The organism is Synechocystis sp. PCC 6714 (genome assembly GCF_000478825.2).
Classification (GTDB): domain Bacteria; phylum Cyanobacteriota; class Cyanobacteriia; order Cyanobacteriales; family Microcystaceae; genus Synechocystis.
In genome coordinates this window covers 23,780-41,240 of the sequence record NZ_CP007545.1, presented here as the reverse complement: position 1 = coordinate 41,240, position 17,461 = coordinate 23,780, and the positions used below count along the sequence as shown (strand labels likewise).

General features: G+C 46.3%; 20 protein-coding genes. 12 read left to right on the top strand and 8 right to left on the bottom strand.

Annotation, left to right across the window (positions count from 1 at the left end; translation table 11 throughout):
* Window positions 1-217: 217 nt before the first annotated feature.
* The 4 genes from D082_RS17275 (at window position 218) to D082_RS17260 (ending at window position 3,060) form a co-directional block, all read left to right on the top strand.
* On the top strand, window positions 218-1,333 hold the full coding sequence (locus D082_RS17275) for a sensor histidine kinase KdpD (RefSeq protein WP_040123041.1): 1,116 nt from the start codon (window positions 218-220) through the stop codon (window positions 1,331-1,333).
* On the top strand, window positions 1,330-2,028 hold the full coding sequence (locus D082_RS17270) for a response regulator transcription factor (RefSeq protein ID WP_028949113.1): 699 nt from the start codon (window positions 1,330-1,332) through the stop codon (window positions 2,026-2,028). The genes D082_RS17275 and D082_RS17270 overlap by 4 nt, the downstream gene beginning before the upstream one ends.
* A gap of 274 nt (window positions 2,029-2,302) precedes the next feature.
* Window positions 2,303-2,734 carry a putative toxin-antitoxin system toxin component, PIN family gene (locus D082_RS17265; RefSeq protein WP_028949114.1) on the top strand — a complete coding sequence of 144 codons (432 nt, stop codon included), beginning with the start codon at window positions 2,303-2,305 and terminating at the stop codon, window positions 2,732-2,734.
* A gap of 2 nt (window positions 2,735-2,736) precedes the next feature.
* Window positions 2,737-3,060, top strand: coding sequence for a YlcI/YnfO family protein (locus tag D082_RS17260; RefSeq protein ID WP_028949115.1), 324 nt, complete (start codon window positions 2,737-2,739; stop codon window positions 3,058-3,060).
* A gap of 68 nt (window positions 3,061-3,128) precedes the next feature.
* Here D082_RS17260 and D082_RS17255 read toward each other — a convergent pair whose 3' ends face one another.
* The 3 genes from D082_RS17255 to D082_RS17245 all read right to left on the bottom strand — a co-directional run bounded on the left by D082_RS17255 (window position 3,129) and on the right by D082_RS17245 (window position 4,589).
* Window positions 3,129-3,695 carry a site-specific integrase gene (locus D082_RS17255; RefSeq protein ID WP_040123040.1) on the bottom strand — a complete coding sequence of 189 codons (567 nt, stop codon included), beginning with the start codon at window positions 3,693-3,695 and terminating at the stop codon, window positions 3,129-3,131.
* Window positions 3,696-3,963: 268 nt separating this feature from the next.
* Window positions 3,964-4,176 carry an excalibur calcium-binding domain-containing protein gene (locus D082_RS17250; RefSeq protein ID WP_051738978.1) on the bottom strand — a complete coding sequence of 71 codons (213 nt, stop codon included), beginning with the start codon at window positions 4,174-4,176 and terminating at the stop codon, window positions 3,964-3,966.
* Between the two features lie 59 nt (window positions 4,177-4,235).
* Window positions 4,236-4,589 carry a hypothetical protein gene (locus D082_RS17245; RefSeq protein WP_040123039.1) on the bottom strand — a complete coding sequence of 118 codons (354 nt, stop codon included), beginning with the start codon at window positions 4,587-4,589 and terminating at the stop codon, window positions 4,236-4,238.
* Between the two features lie 340 nt (window positions 4,590-4,929).
* On the opposite strand from D082_RS17245, the gene D082_RS17240 reads away from it, so the two are divergent.
* The 7 genes from D082_RS17240 (at window position 4,930) to D082_RS17210 (ending at window position 10,902) form a co-directional block, all read left to right on the top strand.
* On the top strand, window positions 4,930-5,178 hold the full coding sequence (locus D082_RS17240; protein WP_028949119.1) for a hypothetical protein: 249 nt from the start codon (window positions 4,930-4,932) through the stop codon (window positions 5,176-5,178).
* A gap of 88 nt (window positions 5,179-5,266) precedes the next feature.
* The gene (locus D082_RS17235; protein ID WP_028949120.1) at window positions 5,267-5,815 is read left to right on the top strand and encodes a hypothetical protein; all 549 of its coding nucleotides are present in this window, start codon (window positions 5,267-5,269) and stop codon (window positions 5,813-5,815) included.
* Window positions 5,761-6,657 carry an ATP-binding protein gene (locus D082_RS17230; RefSeq protein WP_238546933.1) on the top strand — a complete coding sequence of 299 codons (897 nt, stop codon included), beginning with the start codon at window positions 5,761-5,763 and terminating at the stop codon, window positions 6,655-6,657. The genes D082_RS17235 and D082_RS17230 overlap by 55 nt, the downstream gene beginning before the upstream one ends.
* Complete coding sequence (locus tag D082_RS17225) at window positions 6,657-7,685, top strand: metal-dependent hydrolase (RefSeq protein ID WP_028949122.1); 1,029 nt, start codon at window positions 6,657-6,659, stop codon at window positions 7,683-7,685. Before D082_RS17230 ends, D082_RS17225 begins: the two co-directional genes overlap by 1 nt.
* Before the next feature lie 143 nt (window positions 7,686-7,828).
* Window positions 7,829-8,908, top strand: coding sequence for an ATP-binding protein (locus tag D082_RS17220; protein WP_028949123.1), 1,080 nt, complete (start codon window positions 7,829-7,831; stop codon window positions 8,906-8,908).
* 94 nt (window positions 8,909-9,002) lie between these two features.
* Entirely contained in the window at window positions 9,003-10,040 is a 1,038-nt protein-coding gene (locus D082_RS17215) for a hypothetical protein (RefSeq protein WP_028949124.1), read from the top strand.
* Window positions 9,967-10,902 carry a SurA N-terminal domain-containing protein gene (locus tag D082_RS17210; RefSeq protein WP_238546932.1) on the top strand — a complete coding sequence of 312 codons (936 nt, stop codon included), beginning with the start codon at window positions 9,967-9,969 and terminating at the stop codon, window positions 10,900-10,902. The genes D082_RS17215 and D082_RS17210 overlap by 74 nt, the downstream gene beginning before the upstream one ends.
* 70 nt (window positions 10,903-10,972) lie before the next feature.
* Here D082_RS17210 and D082_RS17205 read toward each other — a convergent pair whose 3' ends face one another.
* From D082_RS17205 to D082_RS17185, 5 genes are all read right to left on the bottom strand, one after another.
* Complete coding sequence (locus tag D082_RS17205; RefSeq protein ID WP_238546931.1) at window positions 10,973-11,620, bottom strand: hypothetical protein; 648 nt, start codon at window positions 11,618-11,620, stop codon at window positions 10,973-10,975.
* 156 nt (window positions 11,621-11,776) lie between these two features.
* The gene (locus tag D082_RS17200; RefSeq protein WP_028949127.1) at window positions 11,777-14,380 is read right to left on the bottom strand and encodes a S8 family peptidase; all 2,604 of its coding nucleotides are present in this window, start codon (window positions 14,378-14,380) and stop codon (window positions 11,777-11,779) included.
* Window positions 14,373-15,419 (bottom strand): 26S protease regulatory subunit, encoded by a 1,047-nt coding sequence (locus D082_RS17195; protein ID WP_028949128.1) that lies wholly within the window; start codon window positions 15,417-15,419, stop codon window positions 14,373-14,375. The genes D082_RS17200 and D082_RS17195 overlap by 8 nt, the downstream gene beginning before the upstream one ends.
* A 205-nt stretch (window positions 15,420-15,624) precedes the next feature.
* On the bottom strand, window positions 15,625-15,762 hold the full coding sequence (locus D082_RS18680) for a hypothetical protein (protein WP_158506531.1): 138 nt from the start codon (window positions 15,760-15,762) through the stop codon (window positions 15,625-15,627).
* Window positions 15,763-16,266: 504 nt separating this feature from the next.
* Window positions 16,267-17,097 carry an Rpn family recombination-promoting nuclease/putative transposase gene (locus D082_RS17185; protein WP_028949130.1) on the bottom strand — a complete coding sequence of 277 codons (831 nt, stop codon included), beginning with the start codon at window positions 17,095-17,097 and terminating at the stop codon, window positions 16,267-16,269.
* On the opposite strand from D082_RS17185, the gene D082_RS17975 reads away from it, so the two are divergent.
* Complete coding sequence (locus tag D082_RS17975) at window positions 17,061-17,411, top strand: hypothetical protein (protein ID WP_071880946.1); 351 nt, start codon at window positions 17,061-17,063, stop codon at window positions 17,409-17,411. The two genes, D082_RS17185 and D082_RS17975, sit on opposite strands and share 37 nt — an antisense overlap.
* Window positions 17,412-17,461: the final 50 nt, after the last annotated feature.

Here is a 17,461-nt window from a genome sequence, read left to right as displayed (position 1 = left end):
TCTCCAAAAACACAAGGTATAGAAGCACGTTTATGGCAAAAATATACGCCTTTATCTAAACAGTTTTATTTCTATTGTTTAGACGGGTTTTAAATATCTATATCATTTGGTATATTTCCCAATGACCACTCCTTCCCATTACTGAAAATAGTTGACAATTAAACAAGGTTGAGAAAAATAGTCAATGCAAAAAATTTAATCATTTTGATCATTTCCCATGCCCATCTTTTCCCTACAATCCGACTGGCAAAGGACATTTTGGCTAATTGTGGCCTTATTTGTGGTGGTAATTTGTTTGGAATATAGTACGCCCCCGCCCTATGTTTTTGGCTATTTATACATCGGCGCAGTGCTATTGGCCAGCCGCAAGTTAGGACGGTGGGCCACCCGCTGGGTGACCATGATCGCCATTCTCTTGACCCTATTAAATTTGTTTATTCCCGGGCTAGAGCCGATCGCCCCGGTAACGATTGCCAACCGAACCATCACCGTCATGGCCCTGGGGGTAACAGGATGGCTGAGCGATCGCCTCCAATTTTACGAAAAGGAAATCACCTACCAACAAGCTCAAATCATGGCCCAAGACCAATTGGCCCGGATGCGGGAAGATTTTGTCTCCACCCTGACCCACGATCTTAAAACTCCTTTGTTAGGGGCGATCGAAACTCTTAATGCCCTAGATGCTAAACAGTTTGGCCCCGTTACCCCAGCCCAACACCGGGCGATCGCCATTATGGCCCGTAGCCATCGCACAACCTTACAATTGGTTGAAACCCTTATGGATGTTTACCGCAATGACGCCGAAGGATTGCGCCTTAACCCAACTCAAGTAGATGTTATTGCCCTGGCACAGGAAACCATCACGCAACTCACAGCATTAGCCGCTTCAAGACAAGTACGTATCCGTTTGCACCAAGGGGAATCAGACTTTCGCCAGCCTTGCTCGGTTACGGCCGATGTTCTGCAATTACAGCGAGTATTTAGTAACCTGATCGCCAATGCTATTCATCATTCGTTGAGAAATACCTTGGTAGAGGTGATTGTTCAACGTAAAGGAAATGATTGTATAGTGCAAGTAGCTGACCAAGGGCAGGGTATTGCCAGCGTTGAAATCCCCCATTTATTTGATTGTTTTTATCAAGGAGATAGTAACCGTCAAACCAAAGGAACAGGACTAGGACTGTACCTGAGTCGCCAGATTATTGAAGCCCACGGAGGCGCCATCTGGGCCCAAGCCCGCCCGACCAGGGGAGCGATATTTGCTTTTCGCCTACCTGTCCAGTCCCAACTCCAGGAAAAGGCCTTGATGATGTCTGCCTTTAATTTCCCATGACCCCGAAGCCGATCTCCATTCTTCTAGTTGAAGACGATGAATTATTTCGTTTGGGGCTATCGACTCGCCTCAAACAGGAATCGACCCTGGAGGTCACGGCCGAAGCAGAGGACGGTGAAACGGCGATCGCCCTAGTCAATCAACGGACTTTTGATATTGTAATTCTAGATATTGGCCTACCTGGCATTGGGGGCATTGAAGCCTGTCAACAAATTAAACAACAACACCCCGATCTACCAGTCTTAGCCCTTACTTCCCATAACAAACCCGCTTTAATTGCTCGATTGATAGAAGCAAAAGCCCAAGGTTACTGTGTTAAAGGGATACCCGCTGAATCTCTGGTGCTTGCCATTCGTTCCATTGCCGCCGGTGCTACTTGGTGGGATGCCGTTGCCTCCAAAGAAATTCAGACGACTTTTCAAACCCACTCCATTGATCTCGATTCCTTTGGAAACAATATTGATTTTTCTAAGAAAACCGATGAGCTAATAGCCCTAACTAAGCGTGAACAAGAAATTTTAGGTCTGATGGTCAAAGGTCAAAGTAACCAAGAAATTGCCGATACCCTTTTCATTGCCCCTGGTACTGTTCGAGTCCATGTACATGCCATTCTCCAAAAATTGGAAGTGCGTGATCGTACCCAGGCTGTTGTTCTTGCTATTCAAAAAGGATTGTTAATTAGTGAAATAGATTGATAAAAATTTAACCTGATCGCCATTTTGCCTTACAACCCGATAGATAAACGGTCTAAACAGGCTACTGAAAAGTGGGGTACAGAATTTTTGAGCAATGTTAACAAACCAATAACAGTAAATTGTGGTTTTTTAGTCCTGCTTACCTGGGTTGCTACAACAGACATCAGGCGATCGCCATAGAGATCCGCTGAACGGTGCGCCAACCATCAGAAAAAATCCTTGGCAGAAGTTACTACTTAACATCTAACACCAAATACAGTGCTATAGTGGTGTCATGGCAAATCAAGTATTCCCCCGCCTAGTCATTGACACCAATGTAGTTTTAGAAGGATTAACAAAACAAGGGGGTGCTTCAGGACTAATTATTGAAGCTTGGTTAGCCAAACTTTTTGTAGTTAATGTCTCCACGGCAATCGCCTATGAATATCAAGATGTCCTCGCCCGTAAACTTTCAGCCCATCGTTGGCAAACACTAAAGCCAGTGCTAGGAAAACTACTAAGTCATGCTGAATTTACAACAATCTATTTTACTTGGCGGCCTACTTCCCCAGATCCTGGTGATGATTTGATAATTGACTGTGCTATGAATGCCAATGCGGTGATCGTTACCTCAAACATTAAAGATTTTCGGAGTGCCCAACAGGTTTTGGGATTACAAATTTTTACCCCTGTAGAATTGATTTTAAAACTGACCAATAATAATTAAATATGAGTCGTTTAACCTTAAGATTACCCGAAAGCTTACATCAACAATTAAGCCATCAAGCCTCACAAGAGGGAGTATCCTTAAATCAATATATTGTCTATGCCTTGACAAAACAAGTTAACCAGCACTATTTTGTTAAGCCTGTTTTACCTGAAGATATGGAAAAACAACAGGCTTCATTTCTTAGTCTTCTTAATAATTTAGGTATAGCCAAATCAGAAGATATTCAATTAGCCTTAGAAGAACGGGAAATAGTAGCTCCTGAAGACGAATTGACTCCAGATATTATGGCCCAATTCCAGAAAAAAATAAGGGCAAATTCTTAACTGACCATGGTTAATCTGATGGGCATGGCGAATGATAGCATTGGCTGGAACCGGAAACTAACTGAATTCTAAAACGAGATTGTAGATAGGGCCTGCTCCTTCTCCTGTTCAGAAACCTCCAGATAATGGGACAACACATTCAAATTCTTGTGACCACTAATCTTCTGAATAACCCGCAAATTAATGCCCTTGCGACACATCATAGTTAATGCAGTGCGACGGAAAGAATGGGTCGATACTCCCCTCACTCCAATTCTATCCGTTGCCGCTTTCAAAATCTTGTGGGCCATGGAAGGATGAAGGTGTGACCCCGCCCGTTTGCCCCGAAACACATAGGCAGAGGGAAATCTAACAAATTGTTGGCCTTGCCGGTACTGATCAAAAAGAGCTTGCAATGCTGGGGAAATGGCCACAGTCCGACTGGACTTGGTTTTAGTTTTTTCAATGCGGAAAGTCATGGCATCGCTGGTGACATCAGCCCAAGCAAGAGAACAAGCTTCCCCAATGCGGCAACCAGTATAAAGACAAATACCAAATAGAAGGCGATCGCGGGGAGTGAGCAAGCCAACGGTGAATAGGTCATGCAGTTCCTGCTCAGTTAATACCTTTGCTTGCCCCTGGCGGTTAATTTTCATTCAATAATTCTGAGGAAACATTGAATAACTTCCACAACCCCAATTCTATCGTGGAATTTTTTCAACTCTCCATCGCTCAACATAAACTATTGCTAATTATTCTCAGTTGATAAATTCTGAAAACTGCCGCTATGTCCTAAATCGTCTGATACGGGGACTTACCGAAGAAAATGATGTAGTTAACCTGAAAAATCAAATATGAGGGTTAAAGACGATTTTCAAGGGTGTAATTTGTACTGTTTTAGGACAGATTGATAAATCATATCGGTTATTGGCGATCGCCGTCCTTAAGCTCACAACCCCAACCATCTTTATCCCTATCAAGGCGGTGGTCATCTTTGCCAGTAATCCTGACTGGCTTTTTGTTGTCGGGAATATCAGAGCAATCAACGTCCCGGCCAATGGGTAAGCAAAGGTCAGGGTAACTGGGATGGCATTGGGCCGGTGGGGTTTTGGCCAACACCAAAAATAATTCAATCATCTATTTAATGGCGATCGCCGTTTGGGAAGTGTTCCCTTTCTGATCTCAGAGTAAACGGATTAGGGCCTGCCCCACTCAAGCCAGCGGATTGCTAATTTTCCCTCCCGGTGTTGAACAATCACCGACACAGCTTCGGCAAAATCTTCCCCTTCCAGGGAAACGTAGAGCCAAACCACATCATCAGCTTCCATGGTGGGATATTGCCACTCGGTCAACAGGCAGTCCACTATGACAGTGGCTTTTTCAATGGAGCCAGAACCATAGCTAATCATTTCTTCCACCGTTTGCCGTAAGGTTTGGGATGAATATTGCTGCTGAAGTTCCGGGACTAACAAAGTGTAAGCAGTGTCGTAATCAGCCTGGGTTAAATAATTCCCAAATCGTTGGGCTAATTCAATGGCTAGGTTAATCATTATTGATGTCCAAACTGGTGGAGGTACAGCATTATAAACACAGTTTTAGCCCCCTAACCGTAACTGGTGTTTGTGGAGATCGCCAACTTTAAAACCCCTAGTAAAAATTATTGGGGTCGATTTATCTAGCTAAAATTTCCTACTGAGATTGATAAATATCGTTACATTTTAGCCCCCACTTAATAGCATCCCCAATAATCAACTCAGCAGTTAAACAGAGTTGCCAGAGCGTTAGTGGACAAATTAAGGAAACTTTAAAGAAAGTTAAATTTTCTAATCTTTGTAGTCATTTCTCTTTAGCTATTGGACAATATAAATTATTAATTTTAAGGAGTTCACTATGGAATTTAACTCCCACGACTGGCCTACCCATAAACAAGGTGAAGTTGTCCGCCAACTAATACTGGATGCGTTGGACAGTCCAAAGACCAAGGAAGAATTGTCCAGTTTGTGCAATAAGAGCGTTAGACAAATCACTAGACATTTGCAACGTTTGTCCAGCGAAAATAAGATTTTGTCCAATGGCAAAGGGCAATTTGTCCGGCGGATTGCCGCTGGATTTTTACTCCTTTACGTTGGACAAATTTAGTCCAGCGTTGGACTTGACAGAAAAAAATTGTCATATAGAATCCCCTAAACGACAAGTTCCACAAAAAAATATTTGGGAGATTTAAAAAATGTCCATCGCTGGAAAGTCCAAACGTGACGTTGTACAACAACTGGAAAAATCCTACGGGGTAGCCCGGACAACAGTGTTCAATCGGCTGAAATATTTAGGCTATTCGTTGGACAAAGTTGATGATTTGTTCAGTTTGTCCGATGAACAAATGGCTGAACTTGATAACCTCCACCGCTGGATAAGTGATGGGGGCAGAATGGCCGATTATCCCAAACCAGGTCAATTGGCCATGGTCACTGATGAAGGGGAACTAGAACAGTTTGCGGAAGTGATTAATTTTGATGCCCTAGAAGGGGACGAGGAACTGGGTCATGCTGAGCTGATCCGGGCGGCCCAAAATCAAGCGGCGGGCATCTTAATTGCCCAGAATTTACTAACCGCTGAAATCCTGAAAAATCCCCAACATTTACCGGCGGATCTCCAAGCCCAGGTGGAGCAGTCCAAGGTGGCCATTGCCCCAAAGCCCCAGAATCCTTTAGTGGTGGCTTCCCAATGGATTACGAAGGCGAAGAGTTACCAGAAAAATCAGGGCCAATTCGCGGCCTAGATGATCTGGAATCTGTCCAGCCCCAGGGGAACAACTGTTATCGGCAACCGGAGATGGAAGGTCTGCTCCATTCCCTTTATTCCGCTCGCTCAGTGTTGGTGACATCCGGGGAGGGTATGGGCAAAACCTATTTGGTGCGGCGGGTGTGGGAACGGTTGTTAGCGGATGGGGTGACCTGTGCCTACTTTGAACCGGCCACTCCCAAGACCTTACTAACGGAGATCGCCGACATGGCCGGGGTCGATATCAAAAATCTGGAAGGTCGGAGCAAAACAGTGGAAGTGCTTAAGCAAGAGTTAATCCAATGGTTCAGCGTTAATCGGGCGGTGCTGATCTTTGACGATGCCCACTACTTGGAAGTCAAATTTCGGCTTTGGCTCAAAAAGCTCAAGGATGTGGGGGTTCCCATTCTGTTGGCCGCCACCAATCCTCCTAGGACTGACCTGTTTATCTATGTCCCCCGCATTGAACTCAAACCCCTAGCGGAATACCAGATCCGGGACTTGATGGAGAAGGAGGCGATCGCCCTGGGGTCAGATTTAAAGCCCCATCAAATTGCCAAGCTCCAAAGCCGGGCCGGGGGCAATCCTATGTTGGCCAAGCGGGCCATCGAGGAAGGTTTTTTGGGCATCCAAAACGAAGCGGGTGACCATGGCAGATACTTCGACATCACCCCTTTACTGCTCCTGGTGGGCATTGTCTTTATCTGCTATCGCTTCATTGGCCTGGGCACTGGTAATCAATCCCTCTATATTCTGGCGGGCATTGGTGGGGCCATTTTCCTGGGGGTTGCCCGCTTGTCCTACTACCTACCGAAGGAATCGAGGAGGATTAGCAACTGATGCTCACCATTACCCATTTATTAGTAGGGGCGGCTTCCGTTGGCATGGCAGTCCAAACCACCAACCCGGTTCCCATTCTGATTGGGGCGATCGCCAGCTTGTTACCGGACATCGACATTTCCACTTCACCGGCCGGGAGAGTCTTACCCTTTATTTCCCGACCCCTGGAGCAACGGTTTAGTCATCGCAGTGCCACCCATTCCCTGTTAGCTTCCATCACTTTGGCAACAGTCACCTATGGTCTTTGGTTTGCCATGCCGGTTATTCCCTTAGTAATCGTCCATGCCCTGAATATCGGCTACTTCGCCGGTTGGTTTTTGGACTGCTTCACCAAATCGGGGGTGGAAATGTTTTACCCGTTGGGGGTGCGCTGTGTTTGTCCTGGGAACCGTAACTTAAGAATTTCCACCGGCAGTGCTGCTGAATATTGGTTGATGGTCTTTGTGGTGGCGATCGCCGTTTGGACTTTTCAACTCAATAACACGGGCGGTTTGGTGAAAAACTTCAATGCCCTGATTGCCGCCCCCAGTGGAGTGACGGAACTGTACAACCGTAAGGGGGGCAACCAAATAATCTACGCCGAGTATGAAGGGGTTTGGGCGGGGAATCGTGCGCCAATCAAAGAAGAGGCCCCGATAATTGCCACCAACGGCGAGGGCTTTCTGGTACTTCAGGATGACCAGGTGGTGAAAGTGGGCACCGAAGCGGACAGCACCATCATTGTTAATCGCATTCGAGGCCGGGAAGGGGAACCCGCAGTGATTACCACTGACACCATTTACCTCGATGATGAACCGCCCGACCTGCTGGAAGACTACATCCAACCCATGACTTTCCTCAGTGGCCAGCTCACCATTGATGACCCCAGTGTTTTAAGGCTGGAACAGTCCGCCTTTGCCTTTGCCCCCATCCGCCACGCTGGAGGATTTGTCACCCTCGACCATGCCCCCATTGAAACGGCGATCCACCTCCTCCAAGACCAATACGTTAGGGGGTCGGTCACTATCAAAACCATTGAAGAACGCTAATTGGCCAATATCCCAAATTTAATATCCCCCTAAATCTCCTCACTAAAGCTCCGGCAACTTTGGGGGACTTGAAATCCGGTTCCCCCCAGAATTGGGGGGCCAGGGGGGCCTCTTCTAACCACCACTAACCCCTAGTAACTGCCATGACTTTCTCCCCTAGTAAACGTCCCCAACTCAACAGACTAACCCGCACCGTAACCCCTAGTAATATTTTCCCCACCAAGCAGGAAGGGGTGTTAATCGGTGGGCAGATTTATTGGAACCCTGCCACAGTGGCCAATCCCCACGGGTGCATCATCGGTGGTTCCGGGGCCGGCAAAACCCAAACCCTGAAGGCGATCGCCTGGGAAGTGAGTAGGTTAGCAAACGTTGTCATCATTGACTTCCATGGGGATCAGGAATTGCCGGGGGAGACTTGTTACCACGTCAACATGAAAAGTAATGCTGGCATTAACCCCATGCGGTTGAACCTCGACCAGGAAGGGGGTGGCCCTAATCTCCGGGCCATTGAGCTGGCCATACTGTTCAAAAAAACCCTAACTTTGGGGGCCAATCAGGAAGCGAAACTGTTGGACTGCTTCAAGCATTGTTACTTCCGTCGGGGTATCTCCCAGGAGTCCCATGAAAGTTGGTTAAAAGTGCCACCAAATTTTAGTGACCTGGAGAATTTACTGGAGGAAATGGCCGGGGAAGACAAGGAGGCGGAAAAACTGAGGCTGAAGCTTTCCACCATTTTTGAGTACGGCATTTTCAACAAAAGCCAGCCCCTCAACCAAACCCTGACCCGTTGGAATTTGTCCAAACTTCCGCCCCAATTGCAGGCGATCGCCGGGGATGCGTTAGCTCAACAGTTAATGAATGACCATCGGTTATCTGGAGAGCATGGCATTCCCACCCCGAAAACAGTCTTGTTCATTGATGAAGCCAAGGAGTTGGGCCATTCCAAAGCGTTGGACAGAATTGCGGCGGACGGCAGAAAGTATGGGCTGGGCCTGTGGGTGGCTTCCCAGTCTTCCCGTCATATTTCCAAGGATGTGCTGACCAATACGTTCACTAAGTTGATTCTTCCGGTTGATTCCTCTGAATTACCTGTCACTGCCCGTACCTTCAGGTTTTCCGAAGAGGCGATCGCCAACCTGAACCCCCTGGAATCGTTAGTACGCTTTGGCAAAAATGCCAACAAAGTTAATGTTACTCCCTACTACCAAAGGAATACACCATGATTAGTTCTTTGATTATTCTTTCCCTTGTTGGTATGCAAACCCTTGCCACTTGTCTGCTCCTGGCTTTTTTGATTCTTAGGGAGGACACAATGCTATGAATTGGCGAGCTTTACTGTTGGCGGTAATCCTCGGCACGGTGGTCTTTGGCGGCCTCCATGCCCAAACTAACACTACCAATACCCCTGGTAATGATTCCTCCCTGACTACTCCCAACCGGCTCAAGATTAACCTCACCCTAGGCGACCCCACGGAACTCAAGGTGCGGGAAGGGGATACGGTCAACCGGGGTCAGGTGTTATCGGACAAAGAAGCGGAACGCTCCCGACTGGAACGGGACAAACGGGAAAGACTCCTGGCGATCGCCAATGTGGAAGGTCAATTAGTCCCGGCCCTGCAACCGGCCCCAGCTTTGCGGGAACTGCCCCCCATTTCCTACACCGTGGAAGAAACCGCCATTCAATTAGCGGAAATTAAGCTAGCCCAAGCCCAACGCAATCTAGCCACGGCCATTGAAGCTGACCCTTTTATTTCTGCCAAAGCTAAGGTGGAACGTTCCCTGGCCGATGTGGAAGCGGCCCACCGGGCGTTTGAGTTACAGCAACGCAAGCTGGATGCGGTCAATGGCCTGCGGGGTTTGCCGCCGGAGATGTTGACCCATGAAACGGAGAAGCTACGACAAGCCAAAACGACCCTGGAGGGTAAGGAAGCGGAGTATAAATTCTTCCAAGCGGAATATTTTGAGGTGGAAACAGACCGACGCCAAGAGTTAACCGACCTGCAAAGTAAGGTTTCCATTGCCCGGGGGGAACTTGAACAGGCCCAGTCCAGGTTACGGGCCGCTAAGGAAAATCGGGAATTGGCGGAATATAACCACCGCATCACCATTTCCCGCCGAGCAGAGGAAGAAAATCAGGTGGCCATCAATGTGGCCAATCAGAAACTAGACCGGGAGTTTAAATTAGCTCAGCTCCGGGAGCAATTGTCCGCTGTGGAGGAAAAGTTAAATGGCATCGTTCAAGTCAAAAGCCCTTACTCTGGCACTATTCGCCGCATTAAGTTTGACCGCCAAACCGACGGCAAGCTGGCCGTTACCCTTTACCTGGACACCACCGGCCCTAGCTCAACTAACTGATGAGGAAGACGGGGAAATTGAGGAACCGGATCTGCTGGAAATTGGTAGTGAGGATGACCCGGAATTGATGGAAGACCCCCAGGGGCAACCCAATCCTTTCCTTGACCCGGAACTGGATGATTTAGTAGATAAAAAAATTAGTGAGGATGTTTGGTCACAGATGCTGGGGGACTTGCCCTGTAGTGTGGCGACGGAATCCTGTGTTAATCAACTGCAAAATACCGCCATCCAAAATTCCCGTCTCTTGGCAGACCTCCAGGACAAAATTGATGAGAGCATCGCCGCTGTGGAAGAGGCCAGGCAAAAGAATCTGGACTCCATTGCCATCTCTAATTTCTCCCCTTTCCTCCAGGTCTTTCTCTACTCCACCCTGGGGCCCGTCAGCAATGGGGTGGAAGCACCGGTCAATAATCCCTTCCGTCTCATCCTTGGGAATGTGGCGGCCGCTTTCCTGGGCCAGGGCTTGGGTTCTTTGTTCAACTGGTCACAATACGCTGGCAATGACTCCCAGCAACAACGGGCGATCGCCATTGGGGATATTCAAATCAAAATTGCCGAACTACAACGCAATAGAGCGGAATTACAGCAAAAACTCCGGGAACAGGTAACAGTGGAAGTCCTCAAACTGGAGGAATTGGCCCGGGCTTTTCAAATTGAGCAGGCGATCGCCAAGCGGGATAAACAACGCCTCGAAATTGCCAAGGTCTCCTACCGCTTTGGGGAGGGGGACAGTGAAAGATATTTGGCTCAACTGAGTAGCTACGACCGCCAAAAAGCCGCAACTTTTCGGGAATGGTCACGGCTGAGGAGTCAAGTGATAACGGTTAAATTGCTGGTGCTCGGTGGTGGGGACGGTGAATAATTGGTTTGTTTACATCTAACCTTTACCCTGTCCTTCTCTTGTCTTTGCTAATTGATTATCTACCCCGACCTTAGTTAGGAAAGCCAACTGGCAATAGCAAAGTATTGTTTTTGCAACCAGGGGCGGCATTAACTCCAGTCACCGTGGCAAAGTTATAAACAGTTGGATTCCCTCCCATGCGGAACGTTCCCGTGGAAGGGTAGGAACTACTGGATGATATGGTGGCAACACCGCAAGCATTGGATTTCAGCTTTCTTTCCTTTGGTATAGGAAACGTAATGTCGTACTGGGTGAAAGGTGTTTGCCCTGTCCACACTAAAGATTGATTACCCGTTTCAGCATTGGGAACATAGCGTGCTTTTCCATCAACAGGAATATTAGTCGCCACACCATTGGAACATTTTGGTGCATCCGCTTTAGCCATTAAAGGAAAGGAACTCACCGTTGCTGGCCCTACCCCTACCAACGTTACTTCTGTGGAACCAGTATGGGGTATTGAGCCAAGGGAAATTTGCACAATACCGCATTCATTGGCAGAGACTTTTTTGGTCAATGGAGCATCCAAATAATAAACATACACGTCATCACGGGGAGCGTGACCAGTGGAGTAAATTTTGCCGGTGTAGTTGTCCTTTGCTATGCCTGCCGTCACCATCGGGGCGATCGCCGTTATGCCTAGCACTGCCAAGGCTAGACTGGAAAGTATTTTGTACTTCATAATTGCAATGAGTGTCATTGAGTGGGGCTATTTTATATGTCCCCCTCTTTTTGTCAAGGCTCTTTTTGTTACCGATTTATGGCTTTTTTTCTTGCTTTATTTTTTACATCAATTTCGGCTTGGACGTTTATAATTGCCAGATTTTCAATAAATTTATCAGGTACTCACTTGCACTTGCTGTTGCACTTGTAATGAAGATTGAGCTCGGACAAATGAATTATAAATAGAAACTTCCGAATTTATGATTTCAAAACTAACAGCTAGAGCATAAGGCACTTGAGCTGTTAAATCATTATTCCAGCCTTTATGAGCTACAACTGCTATACAGAAAGTGTCTCGCAAGTCGAAAGATTTGACTACTGCCCAATCTTTCTGAATTGCCCCAACTCCTCTAGAAGTATCTTTTACCCGTCTACTATGATTTTTCTGCTGTCCAAGTGTCCAGTCGAATAATCCAGATCCATCTTCCTGATCCTCAGAAGCTTCGTATTTTTCAAGAACCCTAGCTAAAAATCTATCTGGTGATTCTTCTTTTTGACTACATTCCCAATGTAACCAAGTAGATAAATATTTGCGTTTATTACGCCGTGTTCGACGTGGTTCAGCTTTATAAGAAAGTGTAATCTCAATAAGAATATCAAAAGCTTCTGCTGGAGATTGCAGTTCTTCTGGAATGATTACTTGATAAATATGTGCTTGTCGCGCTTGGATTAGACTATCCCCATTAGTAATCAATGTCACACGATTAGGTGCATTACCAAGTGCACGCTCAAGATTAGGCAAACCGTATCCCATCATACGGATAGCTGAGGAAAGATCAGGTTCATCATTAGCCCATGCAGGTAATCTTGCTGATTGCACAATCAAAGCTTTATAGAGCAAGCAACTTTCCTGTGGGAAATTAGATGCCAAGGCTGCTGCAATATGAGTCACTTTAGGCGCTGCAAAGGAAGTGCCAATATTATCCGCTGCAACTGCTGGCGCTCCCCCTATCGTCGTCCTTACTAACTCGGGGCAAACATCCGTAGGTGTAGAAAAGCTAGGCGGATTCCCCTCGTCTTTGACTAGATCTCCGCCATACTCAACGACTTCAGGCTTTATCGAATCCCAAATGCCATAGCCTGTGCAGGAAAATGCTGAGGGATAGTCTTGTAATGCCACAGAAGTACTCGGTGGACGATTATAGGTACAATGAGCGATCGATCCTACAGTTAAAGCTTGAAAGCTTTGGGCAGGATTAGCGATCCGAGACGAATCCTTTAGTAAAAAATCTGGATATGCACACCCTTCCTCAAAGTGCTCTGTGAGAGCCTTGCGAGTAATACTCAGTCCTGGAAGTCGAACAGTAGGGAGGTTTCCGGCTGAAACAATAAAAAGAATGTCTTTTTGCCAAGCAAGGTAATCTATTTCAGCAGCCCAAGCACTCATGTAAGTCCTTCGACAAGGGGCTGAACTATTAATTGAGTGATTAAAGATGCGAGTACTTGTTTGGGAATGATAGAAATCTACGATGTCGTTTAAAACTTCTGGTATGTATAATCTGTCAGGAAATCTGCAATCCTGTCCTAAAACCCTAGCGTTTTGAAGCCAACAGATTGCTGTTTGCCGACCAGTACGTGGCACTCCTTGAGGATATAAAACTGCTCCAGCGACTCGTGTACCATGCCCACCACCTGATACACGATCCACTTTTTGATCAGCCTCATTAGGAACCCATGATCGCGAATTACTGCTATCTACGGCAACACGCAAGAAACGATGGCTTTCTTGGATGCCACTATCAATGATGCAGACCTTTGGAGCTAATGGTGGTGGCGGATCAAGTGTAAATGAAGGTTGATCACTTGCCACTATAGTACCATCTGTTAATGGTTCAGCTATTTGATCTGGTTCGCTAACCTCAAAAACGTAGGGATAATTGGCAACTAAGTCTTTCAAGCCCTTGCCAGAAATCTCAATGCGACTAGAGAAACTATCGGGCAAAAGTGCAAGATGGGAGCGATCATCATGATCACCAAGCAGAAGGAATGTTCCATCAAGCTTTCTTACGAAGTCTTCAAAATCATTTTCTCTATCAAGTTGTAGCCTTTCCCATTCCTGCAAAGTTTGGTCACGCCTATCAGTCCACCTAGCAACCTTACGAGCGTATCTCTCAGGGTCTTCATTCTCTTGTTGGCGTGGATAGTCTGAAAATTTAGAATTGAGACCTACACAGGCAATGCTGATATCAACTGTGTAAATGTGATCATCTAGAATCTGATCCCATCGAGCAAGCAAATCTGGCGACAGAATGTATTCAAGGCGCTTAAACTTACCTTCTAGAATTTCCCAGATCTCAGCGACTTTTCCTCCACCATGTTCTTCAGCAATAAACTTCTGAATCTTTTCCTGGAGTTTAGTCAACTCAGCATCAGCCGAAGCGCCAAGAATATAACCATCTTCTAATTCAAGAATTACTTCAATATTAAACTTTCTTAAGTCGTCTGCATCAAATGATTTTGGATCTACTTGAAGTATAAATGAAGGGACATTTTGAATGTCCGGCATTCCTTCTTGCTGGCGTTTTTCAAGAGTATCTTTCCAATCAGAAATAATGGAGGATACGGAAGACCTGAGTCTTCCACCGTGTCCGCCACGATTGCCCTTATTCGCAAAGGATCGATCAGACGGATAAGGTCGCTTCCGAGGATCTAAAAACGCAGTTCCTATGTTTGACAGTCTTAGTTGAATATGTTTGAATTGTTTCGATGGCTCAGACATGAGAAGCTAAAACGTCTTGAATTGATTCTTCTAAATGTTCTTGAATGACTAACTCTTCTCGATCTAGAATGGCACGCTTCGCCGCATCTTGAGCAACCCTGACCACCTGTGCAGCCGAGAAATTGAGCATCTTTTGTATAATCGAGTTCCAATTAATTGACCCAACCTCAACCGAAGAGAGTGTCTGTTTTAAGATAACTTCAATTTCCCGCTTTGTCGGCTTTGGTACTTCAATAGCATCATCAAATCTTCGCCATACAGCTTCATCTAAAAATTTAGTTAGATTAGTTGCAGCAACAAGTAACCCATTTGAGACTTCATACTCGTCAAGTAGCTGAAGGAACGTATTAACTACCCGTTTAATTTCACCAACTTCCTGACTATCTTCACGAGATTTTGCCAATGCATCACATTCATCAATAAAGAGCAAACATGGAAATGCAGCAGCAGTCTCAAATACTTCGCGTAGGTTAGTAGCAGTTTCTCCTAAATAGGAAGATACCATTGCATCGAAGCGAACTTTGACCAAAGTTAAACCTGTATTCCAAGCAATACGTTCGGCTCCCATCGTTTTGCCGCACCCTGGAGAACCGTAAAGCAAAATCTTTTGGCGATAGCGCAACCCATGATGGGCAAGTCGATCACGAGCAGCATATTCCCGTTCAATACGGCGAAATCGTGTTTCTACGGCATCAGCAAGAATCATATGATGCCGCAAATTATCACGAGGAATCGTAACAATAAACGGATGATTGAACCTATGTTTACTCGACAGGAGAGTGAGAGACTGTCTGTCGGATGCTTTAGACGCGGCTCTCTCCAAAAACTTTGAAGTACTTTCTCGTGTGGGGTTTAATGATGAATTTTCAGATTTGACAGGATTAGTTTTTTTCCGCAGAATACTTTCAAGTTGACTGGCAAGATTAGTATGTCCTAACTTGCGTTCTTCTTCTACTACGATTGACAGCATGTTCTGTACTGCCTGTGAATCATCACCGGCAACAGCGCGGAATAGGCGTTTTAGTACCTCTCCCTTCATGTGTGACCTAACCCTACAAACATTTTTCTTGCTCTTAAGATAACTAAATTCTCGCAGATTCTATCAAAATTTTACAAAAAGTAAACACGGAATTTCGACAGAGCATCGCTGCATTCCCATTTCACAGGGTTTACCAGTATTGTGGCGGGGAAAAATCATTACTCAACACCGAAGGAACAACCCTAAACCTTGCTTGCGGGGAACTCTACGGTAGTTGAACCTTGTGCGCCGCCTTGGGGTTATCCATCATGGTGATCGCCAAAAGTTCTTGCCGGTTACTGATGACAAACAAAGTCCGCCCGGCTAAAGCCCGGCTTTCTGTGGGGTCTATATTTGATGGCACCGTGGATTACCACCGTGCATTGAGAATGTAGGCGATCAACAAGTTTTACTAGGGGTTTAACGGCGATCGCCAGAGGTCAGACTGATGGCTTCCCTGGTTCTTTACATTTAGGTTCTAACTTGAGGATAGAACAGCAATTAAAACCTTTAGGAGTTTTTCCATGAATATTTCAGCTAAGTCTTTTCTAATATTGACAATCACTACTGGTTTGGGATGGGGCGGTACAACGTTAGCCACCAATATAAACCAGACTGTTGCTAGTAATTCTGGGCAGAGTTAATACACCCTTGCTCAATTTTCTTCCCAGGACGTGGCCAGCCAAGATAATGATTCCCATAAAGGGCGAGAAGATCATGATGATGATAGCGACGATAAACAGGGTAATGACAATTAGAACTATCTTTAACCCTATGTCGCGTCACGTTCCTTTATTTTTACTAGGGGTTAACGGCGATCGCCAAGGGATAAGTCAAGCCATATTCCGGGCAACGACCATTTCAACCCTTAATTATTCTGGTTAGCGACAAACCGATTAACCAGTTCAACATCAATGTCTAACTCCTTAGCAATTTCGGCGATCGTAAGACCCAATTTCTTCAGTAGGGGTATGGTTTCTAGTTTCGCCTCCAGCCTACCTTCTAGTTTGCCCTCCAATTTGCCCTCTAATTTTCCTTCCAACCGACCCTCCAGTTTGCCGGCAATTTTACCCTCCTCCAAAATTTCTTGATAGACAGCGGATTCCTTCATAATTTCACTCCTTAAAATTGTCTTGATCAGCTCAGGGGCCAGCAGAATTCCTCCAAAAACTGAGGTTGCGGCCATGAGGTTTGCCTTAACCCGATTATCCTCAATCTGTTCCAATGCAGTCGCTACTTCCCTCAATTTTAGTGCGGGGTCAGAGGTCTGCGTCAATACCGCCAGGGGTAATAGTCCTGGGCTTTGGAGAAACGCTTCCGATGGTTGCTCCCAGAGCCGAATCACCTGATAACGATGGACAGTCTCCCCCACCCGAAAACTGTCCTGATAAACCAAGTCATTATTACTATGCTTTAAGTAGATGACGAATTGGTGCATTGTCTTTTGGGGAAAACGGCGATATACCCTCACCCGATAGTCCAACATCCGAAAGCCCATAGTAGGATCAGGCTCCGTTTGGAATTCCAAATGTAAAACCAAGTCTTCCGATTGCTCCAAAATCAGGGAGTCAGCCCGAATTGGCTCCAGGGATAGTTCCGTCGGACTGAGCTTGGTCAATTTGATTGGTCGTCCCAGCAACCAGGCGGCGTAGTCTTCGGAAAATGATTCAGCCAGAAATTTGCACAGATTGTCAAACATACCCAAATTCTAAGGGCGATCGCCTAACCCTCACCGGCTCCCTTACGATCCATGGGGATGACCGCAGTTTGACTAGGCAGGCCACCGGCACTGAAGACATTGATTGCAATAGCTACGGCGATCCAAGCTCCAATGCGGAAGCTATGGCCCTGAGAAGATGTTGCGCCAAGTTTGGCCTGGGCCGTGACCTGTGGAGGAAGGATAAACCCCAGCCCCTCAAAATGGGACAACGGCGAGAACCAGAGAAACAGACAGTTTTGGCCCCAGGCACCATCTCGCGGGAAGAATGGCTGGCTAGGAAAAATCAAGCCTAGAAAATTTAGTGAACCCTAATCCCCTAGCAACCCCAGGAGTTTTTTATTAA